The 12,865-nt window shown below is 66.8% G+C and carries 10 protein-coding genes; 4 read left to right on the top strand and 6 right to left on the bottom strand.

Going from position 1 to position 12,865, the window contains the following annotated elements; all coding sequences use genetic code 11:
• Nucleotides 1–30 precede the first annotated feature (30 nt).
• The gene (locus ABMQ42_RS09660) at nt 31–1,563 is read left to right on the top strand and encodes a molybdopterin-dependent oxidoreductase (protein WP_349722774.1); all 1,533 of its coding nucleotides are present in this window, start codon (nt 31–33) and stop codon (nt 1,561–1,563) included.
• Nucleotides 1,564–1,705: 142 nt separating this feature from the next.
• On the opposite strand, the gene rocD is transcribed toward ABMQ42_RS09660, so the two are convergent.
• Both rocD and ddaH read right to left on the bottom strand, forming a co-directional pair.
• Nucleotides 1,706–2,929 carry an ornithine--oxo-acid transaminase gene (gene rocD, locus ABMQ42_RS09665; protein ID WP_349722775.1) on the bottom strand — a complete coding sequence of 408 codons (1,224 nt, stop codon included), beginning with the start codon at nt 2,927–2,929 and terminating at the stop codon, nt 1,706–1,708.
• The gene (ddaH, locus tag ABMQ42_RS09670) at nt 2,926–3,816 is read right to left on the bottom strand and encodes a dimethylargininase (protein WP_349722776.1); all 891 of its coding nucleotides are present in this window, start codon (nt 3,814–3,816) and stop codon (nt 2,926–2,928) included. Before ddaH ends, rocD begins: the two co-directional genes overlap by 4 nt.
• Nucleotides 3,817–4,022: 206 nt before the next feature.
• Here ddaH and ABMQ42_RS09675 point away from each other — a divergent pair, with 206 nt between their 5' ends.
• Nucleotides 4,023–4,817, top strand: a complete 795-nt coding sequence (locus ABMQ42_RS09675; protein ID WP_349722777.1) for a hypothetical protein — start codon at nt 4,023–4,025, stop codon at nt 4,815–4,817.
• A gap of 374 nt (nt 4,818–5,191) precedes the next feature.
• On the opposite strand, the gene ABMQ42_RS09680 is transcribed toward ABMQ42_RS09675, so the two are convergent.
• Nucleotides 5,192–5,506 (bottom strand): helix-turn-helix domain-containing protein, encoded by a 315-nt coding sequence (locus tag ABMQ42_RS09680; RefSeq protein WP_349722778.1) that lies wholly within the window; start codon nt 5,504–5,506, stop codon nt 5,192–5,194.
• Nucleotides 5,507–5,563: 57 nt separating this feature from the next.
• On the opposite strand from ABMQ42_RS09680, the gene ABMQ42_RS09685 reads away from it, so the two are divergent.
• Complete coding sequence (locus ABMQ42_RS09685) at nt 5,564–8,665, top strand: BPTD_3080 family restriction endonuclease (protein WP_502884664.1); 3,102 nt, start codon at nt 5,564–5,566, stop codon at nt 8,663–8,665.
• 41 nt (nt 8,666–8,706) lie between these two features.
• A complete protein-coding gene (locus ABMQ42_RS09690) occupies nt 8,707–11,400 on the top strand; it encodes a site-specific DNA-methyltransferase (protein ID WP_349723164.1) in 2,694 nt (897 codons plus the stop codon).
• Between the two features lie 281 nt (nt 11,401–11,681).
• Here ABMQ42_RS09690 and ABMQ42_RS09695 read toward each other — a convergent pair whose 3' ends face one another.
• From ABMQ42_RS09695 to ABMQ42_RS09705, 3 genes are read right to left on the bottom strand one after another with little or no spacing between them, the layout of a single operon-like run.
• On the bottom strand, nt 11,682–12,164 hold the full coding sequence (locus ABMQ42_RS09695; RefSeq protein ID WP_349722780.1) for a GNAT family N-acetyltransferase: 483 nt from the start codon (nt 12,162–12,164) through the stop codon (nt 11,682–11,684).
• Between the two features lie 2 nt (nt 12,165–12,166).
• Nucleotides 12,167–12,592, bottom strand: coding sequence for a type II toxin-antitoxin system VapC family toxin (locus ABMQ42_RS09700; protein ID WP_349722781.1), 426 nt, complete (start codon nt 12,590–12,592; stop codon nt 12,167–12,169).
• Nucleotides 12,589–12,855: a hypothetical protein gene (locus tag ABMQ42_RS09705; protein WP_349722782.1), complete on the bottom strand. Its 267-nt coding sequence runs from the start codon at nt 12,853–12,855 to the stop codon at nt 12,589–12,591. Before ABMQ42_RS09705 ends, ABMQ42_RS09700 begins: the two co-directional genes overlap by 4 nt.
• Between the last annotated feature and the right edge of the window lie 10 nt (nt 12,856–12,865).

Below are 12,865 nucleotides of genomic sequence, written 5' to 3' on the forward strand. Positions count from 1 at the left end.
ACGCCCTCGGCGCGGACGTAGGCTCAGGGCGTGGACGGGCGAGCGAAGCTGCGCACGGCTGCCGCGGGCGTCGCGTCGGTCGCTCTCGGCGCGGGCGTCGGCGAGCTGGCCGCGGCCTGGGTGGCACCCGGATCCAGTCCGATCGGCGCGATCGGCGATGCGGCGATCGACCTCTCCCCCGCCTGGGCGAAGGAGACCGCGATCGCGGTGTTCGGCACCGCTGACAAGCTCACCCTGGTCATCGGGATCGGTGTCGTCCTGCTCGCGATCGCGGCCGGGCTTGGCATCGCCGAGGCCCGATTCCCCCGCACCGGCGCGCTCTCGTGCGCGGCGCTGGGCCTCATCGGCGTCGCTGCGGCGGTCTCGCGTGCCGACGCCGAAGGGCTCGCATGGATGCCGTCCATGATCGCCGGTGCGGTGGCGGCACTGACGATCGGGCCGCTGGCACGCCGCGGCCGGGCCCCTGTCACCGCCACGAGCGGCACTCCCGATGCGGTGACCCGTCGACGGTTCTTCGCGTGGGCGGGCGCGACCGCGCTGGTGGGCGTCGCCGTGGCGGCGACCGGTGCGCTGCTGCAGACGGGCTCCCGGGCAGCCATCGCCGCGCGCCGCGCGCTGCGCCTGCCCGCTCCGGCGCGAACCGCCCCACCCATACCCGCGGGCGCCGATCTGGACGTCCCGGGCCTCGCGCCCCTGGTCACACCAAGTGCGACCTTCTATCGCGTCGACACGGCCCTCATCGTCCCGCAGGTCGATCCGGCTCATTGGTCGTTGCGGGTCCACGGCCTCGTCGATCACGAAGTGGTCCTCGGCTGGAACGAACTGCTCGCGCTTCCGCTCCAAGAGAGCTACACGACCCTCGCCTGCGTGTCGAATCCGGTCGGCGGCGGTCTCATCGGCAACGCGCGGTGGCTCGGCTACCCGATCAGGGAGCTGCTCGCGCGGGCGTCGCCGCATTCGGATGCCGACATGGTCCTGTCTCGTTCCGCCGACGGGTTCACGGCATCGACACCGCTCGAGATTCTCACCGACAGCCGTGACGCGATCCTCGCCGTCGCCATGAACGGCGCACCACTGCCGCCCGAGCATGGCTTCCCCGTGCGCATGGTCGTTCCGGGTCTCTACGGATACGTGTCCGCCACGAAATGGGTGGTCGACCTCGACGTCACACGCTTCGACCGTGCGACCGCGTACTGGACCGAACAGGGCTGGGCACCGCGAGGACCGATCAAGCTCGAGTCGCGCATCGATGTGCCCCGGGTCGGTCAGACCGTGCCCTCGGGGGACCGCATGATCGCGGGCGTCGCGTGGCAGCAGCACATCGGCGTGTCGAAGGTCGAGGTGTCCGTCGACGACGGCGCGTGGCAGGAGGCCGAGCTGGCGCCGGCCATCTCGGCCGACACCTGGGTGCAGTGGCGTCTGCCGTGGCACGCCGCGTCGGGCGAGCACGCGATCCGGTGCCGCGCGACGAACCGCGCAGGTCAGCTGCAGACGGCACGAGAGGCGTCACCCGTGCCCGACGGCGCGACGGGATGGCCGCGGATCACGGTGCACGTGGCGTGAGCCGCGGCATCCCTCGCCGCCATCCGTTCCCGCATACGGACGACGGCGAACGCTCCTGGGGATGAGGACGTGTCCTTATCCCCAGGAGCGTTCAGGAACAGAGCGCCCGGCCGCCCGCGGCGAGCGCGCGCCCGCGCGCAGGTCAGCCCTCGAGCACGACCTTGAGCTGCTCGATCGCCCAATCGAGCTCGGTCGCGCGGATCACGAGCGGCGGGGCGATGCGGATCGTCTGGCCGTGGGTGTCCTTGACGAGAACCCCGCGAGTGAGCAGCCGCTCGGCGACCTCGCGTCCGGTGCCGATCGCCGGGTCGATGTCGACGCCGGCCCACAGGCCCGCCACGCGCACCTCGGTCACGCCGTGTCCGACCAGCTCGTCCAGCTTGGCCTTCAGGTGCTCACCGAGTGCGGCGGCCCGCTGCTGGAACTCCCCCGACTCGAGCATCTCGACCACGCGCAGCCCGACGGCCGCGGCCATCGGGTTTCCGCCGAAGGTCGAACCGTGCTCGCCGGGCTGGATCACGCCGAGCACCTCGCGGTCGGCGGCGACCGCCGAGACCGCGACGATGCCGCCGCCGAGTGCCTTGCCGAGCAGGTACATGTCGGGCACGACGCCCTCACGGTCGCACGCGAACGTCGTGCCGACCCGGCCGAGCCCGGCCTGGATCTCGTCGGCGATGAACAGCACACCGTGCTTCGTGCAGATCTCGCGCACGGCCTTCAGATACCCCTCGGGCGGGATGATGACACCGGCCTCGCCCTGGATCGGCTCGATGAGCACCGCGGCGGTGTTCGGTGTGATCGCGGCCTCGATCGCCGCGGCGTCGCCGAACGGCACCGAGACGAACCCCGGGGTGAACGGCCCGAAGCCGTCGCGCGCGGTCGGGTCGTCGCTGAAGCCGACGATCGTCGTCGTGCGCCCGTGGAAGTTGCCGTTCGCCACCACGATCTCGGCAGCCCCGTCGGGCAGACCCTTCACGCGGTACGCCCAGGCGCGCGCGACCTTGATGCCGGTCTCCACGGCCTCGGCGCCGGTGTTCATCGGCAGCACGAGGTCTTTGTCACAGAGCTTCGCGAGCGCCGTGGCGAACGCGCCCAGCCGGTCGTTGTGGAACGCCCGGCTGGTGAGCGTGAGCCGGCCGAGCTGCTCGGTGGCCGCATCGACGAGGGCGGGATGCCGGTGGCCGAAGTTCAGCGCCGAGTAGGCCGACAGCATGTCGAGGTAGCGCTTGCCCTCGACGTCGGTGACCCAGGCTCCCTCGCCCGTGGCCACGACCACCGGAAGCGGCTCGTAGTTGTGGGCGAGATGGTCGTCCTCGGTGCGGATGATCCGCACCGCCTTGGTGTCGAGGGTGGGTGCAGAGGTCATCGGGTTCCTCCTCGCAGTTCGAGGGTGCAGCACTTGATCCCGCCGCCGCCGCGCAGCAGCTCCGACAGGTCGATGTGCACCGGGTTGTAGCCGTGCTCGCGCAACTGGGCGTCGTACCCGGTCGCGCGCGGCGAGATGAAGACGTTGCGGCCGTCGCTGGCCGAGTTCAGCCCGAACACGGCGCCGTCGGCATCGGCGACGCGGATCGCGTCGGGGAAGCGCTCTTCGAGGATGCCGCGGCTGGCATCGTCGAAGGCGTTCGGCAGATACGCGATGTTGGCGGCATCCACCCCATCCGGTCCGACGACCGGATCGAGGATGCTGATCGCGGTGTCGAGGTGGTAGAACTCGGGGTTCACCAGGTGCAGCGAGACGACCTCCCGCCCGAACACCTCGGCGATCTCGCGGTGGCTGTCGATCGACGAGCGGAAGCCGAAGCCGGCGAGGATCACGTCACCGGCGAGCAGGATGTCGCCCTCGCCCTCCTGCACGGCGACGGGCTCGACGACCTCGAAGCCGTGCGCCGCGAACCAGTCCATGAACGGGCGCTCTTCGCCGCGCCGCTCGTCGACGCTGAATCGCACGCCCAGCGCCGTGCCGTCGACGATGAAGCCGCCGTTCGCGGTGTAGACCATGTCGGGCAGCCCGGGCACCGGGTCGATGAGCTCGACCTCGTGGCCCAGCGACAGGTAGGTGTCGTACAGGGTCTGCCACTGCCGCACCGCCCTGGCGGTGTCGGTCGGGACGGCCTTGTGCATCCACGGGTTGATCTCGTAGCTCACCGTGAAGTGCTCGGGCTTGCACATCAGATAGCGGCGGTGCTGTTGGATACGGGTGGATGCCGCGGCCGTGTCGGTCTCGGGTACGGCGGTGTTCTGCAGGGACATATCGCTCCTCACTGAGTGCGGGCGGCGGACGCTGTCCTGGGGCCCGGCGGCACTTCGACCCAGCCGATGCTGGGGAAGAGGCGACACGGGCACGCCGATTTCATTCTCGCACCACTGCGTGTGAACTCGTCTCAGGTCGTTCCCAGCGGGTCGCCTGCCGCGACGCACGGTCCGTATCCTCTGCGCGATCGTGCCAATCTTGTCGTATGGCCCGCCGCACCGCCGAAGAGACGCGACGACTCATCCTCGACGCCGCGTTGAAGCTGCTGCTCGAACGCGGCGCGTCGGCGGGCGTGCTGCACGTGCGCCTTCAGGAGGTGCTGCGCACCGTCGGCCTCACCTCGGGAGCGGCCTACCGGATCTGGTCCGATCAGGACGAGTTCCACCGCGACCTGGCCGTGGAGATGATGGGCCTGCGCGTCTCGGCCCCGACGGCGAGCGCGACCGCCGCGATCGCCGACTCCGTCGAGCACGGCGGCACGGTCGACGACGTCATCCGCGCAGCGACCCGCGACCACGTCGAGTATGCGGCGCAGTTCCACCGCAGCCCCGAGTCGCCGGATTCGCACGTGTTCATCACCGCCCTCGCTCTGCGGACGGCGGCGGGCTCCTGGCCCGAGCTGCGGGCGGCGGCGGCGGCCCGGCATGAGGAGTCGATCGCCGCCTTCTCCCGCTTCTACTCCGAGCTCATGCTGCGCTTCGGGTATCGCATGCGCGAGCCGTTCACGGTGCGCGATCTCGCCGAGGCGATGGCGGCGCTGGGCGAAGGCTTCGCCGTGCGCGCGGCCGAAGGGCTCGAGCACCCGGTCATCGAGGTCGCGGACGGCGAGGGCCCCGTCGAGTGGACGCTGTTCGGCGTCGCCGCACGCGGGCTCGTCGATGCGTTCACCGAGCGTGTCGACGTCACCGACCGCGACGATGGCGACCACGCCGCCGACGTGACGACGAACGAGGGAGCGGCCCCGGCCGCGGACCCCCTGCCCGCGGACCGGAGCCGCTGACCCCAGTTCGTCGGAACGGGTGGTGCCCCCCGACAGTGCCCCCAGACCCTGCGGCCACCTCGTTCCACAACCATGGTGACCCACCCGCGCGCCCGTGTACAGATAGATAATTTTTTTCTCTTCGGGGTGTCCGCGGGCACCCGCCCCACCTCGCCCGAGGCGAGGGGAGTGGATGAGGCGAGGGCGCTTTTCGCGGAATCGGCCCTCGCTCGGGCAGATCCCCTCGCCCGGGGCGAGGGCCGCACTTCGGACCGGGTAAGGCTCTCGGTCTCGACGTCGCCATGCTCGCGCTGGATGCCGTCATCTTCGGGCTGTACTGATGCGACGAGCGCGGCCGCGCGTTCGCGTGGACATTCTGAATGCGACCTGCCCGCTCACTTCTGCGACGCCTGCGCCTCGCCTCTCAGAGCACGACGGAAGTCCGCCTCGGAGTACGGCTTGACATTCGACGGAAGATCCGCCGCCGTCAGACCCTCCACAAAGTGCTCGACCGTGACATCGAGAGCGGTCGCGAGCTGGATCAGCGTCTCGACAGTCGGGTTCCCCTGCCCTGATTCGATCCGAGCCAGATGCGACACGTCCATGTCGGCACGCTCAGCGAGCTTCTTCCGACTGAGCTTCGTCCCGTAGCGGAGGTCGCGGACACGCGCAGCGATCTTGTCTGCTGCCGCGGACCGTGCCTCATTCATGCCTCCAGCGTTCCTGCATGGCTCACGCAACCATGTCGCATATATGAGGTAGCTTTAATGCGTTCTATACCCTGGGTCGATCGGAGGTGTGTTGTGGCCTCGCCACCCTCCGTCGACGCGCTCGCAATTCCGATCCTCAACCGCCCTTACGACGCACCGACACGGCACTTCGTCGTCAGCGCATCCGGACCGACAGGCGAGATCAAGGAGGGCCGGCGCCCCAGCGAGTCCTTCATTCCGATCCCCCGCGCACGCAGAGCTCACCAGGCTGATGCACAGCAGGAGCTCGACCTCTTCGACGCCACCGGCGAGCGCCGCGAGGTCAACTCACTCATCAATCAGATCCGGGACGACGTCGAGCTGTGGAGAGCTCGTGGATACGACCATGTCACCCACATCACGCGCAAACTCTTGCTCCACTGGGCGGACGACACCCGCGAGGACCGCATCCTTTTCGGACAGCGGGATGCTGCTGAGACGGCGATCTTCTTGACAGAGGTCGCAGGGCGCGGCAACTATCACGACTGGCGTCGCGCCCTCGAGCAGACGAACGAGGAGTACAACGCGGGCCTCCCCCGCTTCGCCCTGAAGATGGCGACGGGCGCGGGCAAGACGGTGGTCATGGCGATGCTCATCGCCTGGCAGACGCTGAACCGCCAGTTCGCTTCGGGTAACGCCCGCAATCGCTGGGCGCAGAAGTTCCTGCTCGTCGCACCGGGCATCACGATTCGCGATCGTCTGCAGGTGCTCAAGCCGACGATGCCCGGCAACTACTACGACGAGCGCGAAGTCGTACCGTCCGACCTACGGGAACAGCTCAACTCGGCGCAGCTCGTCATCGTGAACTACCACGCGTTCCTCCCCCGGGTGCGCCGCGAGTTCGACGGCGTGAACGCACTGACGAAGAACATCCTCAGCGAGAGCGACGACTCCGGCTTCTACAACGAGAGCGAGAGCGAGACCGTCAGCCGTGTGCTGCGCGACTTCGGCCGGATGCCCAAGTCCGAGCCGATCGTCGTCTTCAACGATGAGGCGCACCACTGCTATCAGGACAAGCCACAGCAGACCGCCGGCATCAAGCTGACCAAAGAGCAGCGGGAGGCGAACACTGATGCCCGCGTCTGGTTCAAGGGCCTCCAGGCCGTGGCCAAGCACCACCGCATCGCACGCGTCGTCGATATGTCCGCCACGCCGTACTACCTCGCGGGATCCGGATACAACGAGGGGTACCTGTTCCCCTGGGTTGTCAGCGACTACTCGCTGATGGACGCGATAGAAGCGGGCATCGTGAAGGTACCTCGTGTCCCGGTGGTCGACGACTCCACAGAAGACCAGCCGACTTACCTCGACCTGTGGTCGAAGATCGGCGACAAGCTTCCCAAACGTCAGGGCGCCGTGCCCGACGCGTGGGTCCCGCCCGACGAACTGTCCGGCGCCCTGCGCAGCCTCTACAAGAGCTACCGCAGATCGTTCGATGCCTGGAACGACGAGCTCCGCGCGCTCGGCGAGCCACCTCCGGTGATGATCGTCGTCTGCTCCAACACCCTCGTCTCACGACTCGTGTACGAGTGGATCGCAGGCCGAGAGATCACCGAGGGCGAGCAGACAATCCACTCGGCGGGAGAGCTTGAACTCTTCAGCAACGCCGAGCACGGAGAGCGGCGCGCCCGCCCTCAGACCATTCTCGTCGATTCGGTACAGCTCGAGGCCGGCAACGCACTCAGCGCCGACTTCAAGAACGCGGCCGCCGAAGAGCTCGCGCAGTACAAGAACGAGTATCGCCACGCTCATCCGGGCGCTGACGTCGACCAGGTCACCGATGCTGAGATCCTCCGAGAGGTCCTCAACACCGTCGGTAAAAAAGGCAAGCTCGGCGAGCAGGTGCGGTGCGTGGTCAGCGTCGCGATGCTCACAGAGGGGTGGGATGCAAACACCGTCACGCACATCCTCGGCATCCGCGCCTTCGGGTCGCAACTCTTGTGCGAACAGGTCGTGGGTCGTGGACTGCGCCGCCGTAGCTACGCGCTCAACGATGACGGATACTTCGAGCCGGAGTACTCCAACGTCTACGGGATCCCCTTCGCCTTCATTCCGAGCGACGTCATACCGACGGAGAAGCCGCCGGCGCGACCTGCCCTCGAGGTGGGAACTGTCGAAGGCAGAGAGCAGTACCGTATCCGCTTTCCTAAGCTCGATGGGTACCGGCTCGAAGTTCCCGATCCCCAGCTGTATTTCGACGCCTCAGACGCCCGCCGCCTCCTGATCGCCCGGAGCACCGTGCCGAACGAGGTCCTCGTCGAGGGCTTCGTCGGCGCGACGGAAACGGTCCGCGACGACATCCAGGATCCCCGCGAACAGCGCGCCGCATATCGTGTGGCCGAATACCTCTACAAGCGCCGCTTCATGAGCGGCGATGAGGAGATCCGCCCGTGGACCTTCCCCCGCCTGCGTCAGATCGCCTCTACCTATCTCACCGAGTGCGTCGACTACGACGACGGACTCGGCATCTCCGCGCTGCTGCGATCGGAGGAACGCCAGCATGAGGCTGCCGAGGCGATCTGGGATGGCATCACGCGATTTGGGAGCGTGGATGACCTCGAGACGCGGCCGCAACGCTTGCAGCCGATGCTGCGACGATTCGACCCTGAGGGCGACACCTCGAACGTCCACTTCCTCACCCGCAAGGCGGTCTATGAGACTGCCAAAAGCGAGATCAGTCATGTGGTCTTGGACGGCCGCGACGGCAACACATGGGAACAGCTGGTCGCGGCATCCCTCGAACTCGACGGCGATGTCGCCGCGTACGTGAAGAACGATCACCTCGGCTTCACGATCCCTTACGTGCACCGGGGGCGCTCGCACTCCTACGTGCCCGACTTCGTTGTGCGGCTCGTCCGCAGACCCGACGACGTCGAACGCACGCTGATCATCGAAGTGTCGGGTGGGCTGAAGAGCCCCGGTCCGGCGATCGAGAAAGCCGATACCGCGCGCAACAGCTGGTGCACGGCCGTGAACAACCACGGCGGTTTCGGACGATGGGGCTACGTCGAACTGAAGACCATGGTCGGCGTCGAAATCGCGATTCGGGATGCCGTCGCAAACCTCTATGCCGACGAGCCGGTCATCGGCGATCCCCACCTTCTGTCGATCGCGAAGTAGCGACGACGTTCCACCGGTCCCATTCAGAGAGGCGACAACTCATGGCACGCGCGGCGAAACCGTCGGGTCCAAAGCCGATCGACTCGATTCGCCACGTCGAGTCCACACGCAGGAACATTCCGACGGCGGAGGGATCGGAGGACTTCTTCGACGAGTCAGCGGAGCAACGTGAGCCGATCGACTACGTGCGCTACGCCGGGTTCTCGGCCGAGCGGGCTGCGCGCAACGAAGACCTCGATCCGCAGGTCGTGTGGCATGGCAAAGACCAGCACGACAGGCAGAACCTCGTCGTCGACGCTCCGCCGATCTACATCCAGGAGAAGATCGATCCGCGTGTTCTCGTCGAGAACCTGCGCGAGACAGCCAAGGCGGGCGAGCCTGAACCTGAGGCGCTCTTCTACGACGAGTTCGACGGTCTCGACGGTCTCGACGCGGTCGACTACTACCACCACGATGCCAAGTGGTCGAACCGCATGATCCTCGGCGACTCACTGCAGGTGATGGCGTCTCTCTCCGAGCGCGAATCGCTGCGCGGACGTGTGCAGATGATCTACATCGACCCGCCCTACGGCATCAAGTTCGGTTCGAACTGGCAGGTGCGCACGTCGAAGCGCGACGTCAAAGACGGCAAGGTCACGGATGCTGCGCGCGAGGCCGAGCAGATCAAGGCCTTCCGTGACACCTGGGCCGACGGCATCCACACCTATCTGTCATACCTGCGGGATCGCCTCGTCGTCGCGCGCGAGCTGCTCACCGAGTCCGGATCGGTATTCGTGCAGATCGGGGACGAGAACGTGCACCTTGTGCGCGGGCTGCTGGACGAGGTGTTCGGGGCGGAGAACTTCGTGAGCCAAATCTCGTTCACAAAGACCGGCGGATTCAGTAGCGATCTCCTCGATGGCGTTTACGATTGCGTTCTTTGGTTCGCCAGGCAGAAGTCGGAAATCAAGTACCGGCAGCTATACGACGCCAAGATATACGGCAGCCAAGGCACCAGCGGATACACGTCCGTGGAGCTCACAGACGGAGCGATTCGGCCGATGTCCGCCGCAGAGAAGAAGGCGGGATTCGTCGAAGGAGGCCGAATCCTCGACGGGACTCCTCTGTCGAGTTCCGGCACTACAAGCGAGGGAGCGTTCCCGGTCCAGTTTTCCGGTCGGATCCACCGGCCAGCACCCGGATCTCATTGGAAGACCACCGCAACGGGAATCGAGAACCTACGCATTGCAGACAGACTCGTGCGATTGGGTGCCACTCTGGAATATAAGCGGTACCTCGACGACTTCCCATATGTCGCATTGTCGAACGTGTGGCTCGGATTGGGAGAGCGGGGCTTCGCGGGCAAGCCAATCTACGTAGTCCAGACCGACACGAAGGTCATCGAGCGTTGCATGCTCATGTGCACCGATCCCGGCGACCTCGTCATCGACCCTACGTGCGGCTCCGGTACGACTGCCTACGTCGCCGAGCAGTGGGGCAGACGTTGGACCACGATGGACACATCGCGCGTTGCACTGGCACTGGCCCGCCAGCGCCTGATGGGTGCGAAGTTCCCCTACTACGTCCTCGCCGACTCCGACGCGGGGCGCCGGCTCGAGGGACTACCCCCGGCCGACACGAAGGGCGACATCGGCAAGGGCTTCGTCTATGAGCGCGTGCAGCACATCACGCTGAAATCGATCGCGAACAATCCCGACATCCATGAGGGTATGACGCGCGAGCAGATCGACGCAGCAATCAAGAAGCACGCCGACTATGAGCTTCTCTACGACAAGCCGAAACCCGACAACAAGATCGTGCGGGTGAGTGGACCGTTCACGGTAGAAAGCCTCAGCCCTCATCGCTCGCTCACGTTCGATGACGTCGACCCCGCCCGGCCAACGATCGACGAGTCGCTCGGCGAGCGCGCAGCGGCCGAAGACGCCGACTCCCCCACGTTCGAGCAATCGATCCTCGAGAACCTCGCAAAGTCCGGCATCCAGAACGGCGCCAAGTCGGGCCGGTTCACCTTCGCAAGTCTCGAGCCCCACGCGGGCCGCTTCATCCAGGCCCTCGGCGAGCGCCTTCCGGCCGGCGACGACGATGCGGAAGAGGCACCCGTCGACGTCCCGACAACCCGTGTCGCCGTGTCGATCGGCCCGCAGTACGGCACCGTGAGCGCCGGCTTCGTCAAAGAGGCGCTGAAAGAGGCTAAGACTCTCGACCCTTCGGTTGAGGCGCTGTACGTGCTGGGCTTCGCGTTCGACCCGAACGTCGAGGGCGAGCGCGTGCTCGGCGGCATCCGCGTTGAGGTCGTTCGGATGAACGTCGACCTCCTCATGATCGACGCGCTCAAGAAGACCGGCGCGGGCAACCTGTTCACGGTATTCGGCGAGCCCGATATTGACGTTCGGGAACTGCCCGACGACACGCTCGAAGTCGAGTTGCGCGGCGTCGACGTCTTCAATCCGAACACCGGTGAGGTGCGCTCCAGTGCCCCGACGCAGATCGCCCTCTGGATGATCGACACTCGATACGACGGCGAGTCGTTCTTCGTGCGGCATGCATACTTCACCGGTGAAAACGACCCATACAAGAGCCTCAAGACGGCGCTGAAGGCCGACATCGACCCGGACGTGTGGGCTGCGCTCTACCGCACGACGTCGATGCCGTTCGAGCGTCCGGACACCGGCAGGATCGCCGTCAAGGTCATCAACGACTACGGCGATGAAGTCATGAAGGTCTTCGACGTCTGATCGTGAGCACAACCGTTCCGCTCATCGTTGCGATCGTCGGCGGCGTCCTCGCCTGTGGCGGCTTAACCGTCGGCGGCATTATCGTCATCGTCGCCATGTGGAGGCTCCTCTACGGTCGGCGCGAGTGCACCGAGTGCGGGTCGCTCATCACTGTCGTCGAGCGGCGCGCTGAATGCCCCATCCATGGACCGACACGGTCCCTCCAAGTCGCTCGACGTCGAAAGCGAGACAAGGACGGTCGAGTTACGGCACCCGAACAGTATGGGTAAAAGACGCGCGGCTCACACGCGCTTCACGAGCATCTGCGAGATCTCCGTGGCCTGCTGCCGAACACCGGCCTCGTCGATGTAGAAGTAAATGGTCGTGACCCGCGCACCAGTCGGGCGGTAGCCGAGCCGCTCATAGAGCGCGGCCGCGCGCGGGTTGTCGGTGCCGACGCCGATCTCCAGTGAGCCGCCGACGCCCACGGCGCGTTCGGCGGCGGCGATCAGCGCGCTTCCGGCGCCCGAGCCGCGGTGCGGCGCACGCACCGCGAGGTTGCGCAGCTCGGGCACAGCTCCGTCCCACGCGATCTCGCCCGACCCGATGGGTTCCGCACCGCGCCAGGCGACCAGCAGCCCCGACTGCCCCGCCCGTTGTCGCGCCCACATCGCCCGGACAAACCCCTTTCCCGCGGGTTCTAAGCTCTCGATCACCCCGACGTCAGCCTCTTCGAGCACGCGGATCGTGAGCGGGATGCCCGCGGCCGGGCTCGCAGCATCCACTCTCACTCGCCCAGCGGGTCGATGCGCACCAGCCCCGGGATGCCGTCGAAGGCCGGATCCGGAGAGGCGATCTTCTCGATGCCATACGCGAGAGCCGTGGCGGCATGCACGGCATCGCGCCCGCGGATCGCCGTGCGCTCGATGAGCTCGAGCGAGAGATTGAGCACCTCGCGGTCGAAGTTCAAGATCGTCATGCTCGCCATGACATCGCGCGCATCGGCCACCGCTGCCTGACGATCTCCACCCAACCGGAGGCGATGATGAACGACTTCTTGGATCATCTCTGTGCTGGCATACGCTCGCCCGCGGCCACGGACCAGCCCCATGAGATACCTGCGGCTCGCCGTACGGCGTGGCCCGGGAGCACCCAGCGCATGCAGTACCACCGCGGCGTCCACGAGGACGGCGTCTTCTCCCCTGGGGCTCATGGGATGTCCCGCAGGACCGGGCGATCGACGAGGTCTTCTTTGACTGCATCCCAGTCATCCATTTCCACAGGATGCGCGTCCGCACGCGTCCATAAGCGCTCCAGCGCAGCCTGCGCATCCGCGCGCCGACGATCGAGGCGCTCGTCGACCGCCTCACGGATGAGCGCGCCGACGCTCATCCGCTCTTCCTTGGCCTCCGCGACGAGCCGCTCGTAGCGCTCCTCGTCGAACAGCACCTGCACGCGTCGTTCCATGGTGGCCATGACGCCATCA

The organism is Microbacterium sp. KR10-403, assembly GCF_040196215.1.
Lineage (GTDB): Bacteria > Actinomycetota > Actinomycetes > Actinomycetales > Microbacteriaceae > Microbacterium.

Coding starts and splice junctions, on each gene's coding strand:
- rocD (WP_349722775.1), bottom strand. CDS start 2,929: ATGACCTCTGCACCCACCCTCGACACCAAGGCGGTGCGGATCATCCGC.
- ddaH (WP_349722776.1), bottom strand. CDS start 3,816: ATGTCCCTGCAGAACACCGCCGTACCCGAGACCGACACGGCCGCGGCA.
- ABMQ42_RS09675 (WP_349722777.1), top strand. CDS start 4,023: ATGGCCCGCCGCACCGCCGAAGAGACGCGACGACTCATCCTCGACGCC.
- ABMQ42_RS09680 (WP_349722778.1), bottom strand. CDS start 5,506: ATGAATGAGGCACGGTCCGCGGCAGCAGACAAGATCGCTGCGCGTGTC.
- ABMQ42_RS09685 (WP_502884664.1), top strand. CDS start 5,564: ATGCGTTCTATACCCTGGGTCGATCGGAGGTGTGTTGTGGCCTCGCCA.
- ABMQ42_RS09690 (WP_349723164.1), top strand. CDS start 8,707: ATGGCACGCGCGGCGAAACCGTCGGGTCCAAAGCCGATCGACTCGATT.
- ABMQ42_RS09700 (WP_349722781.1), bottom strand. CDS start 12,592: ATGAGCCCCAGGGGAGAAGACGCCGTCCTCGTGGACGCCGCGGTGGTA.
- ABMQ42_RS09705 (WP_349722782.1), bottom strand. CDS start 12,855: ATGGCCACCATGGAACGACGCGTGCAGGTGCTGTTCGACGAGGAGCGC.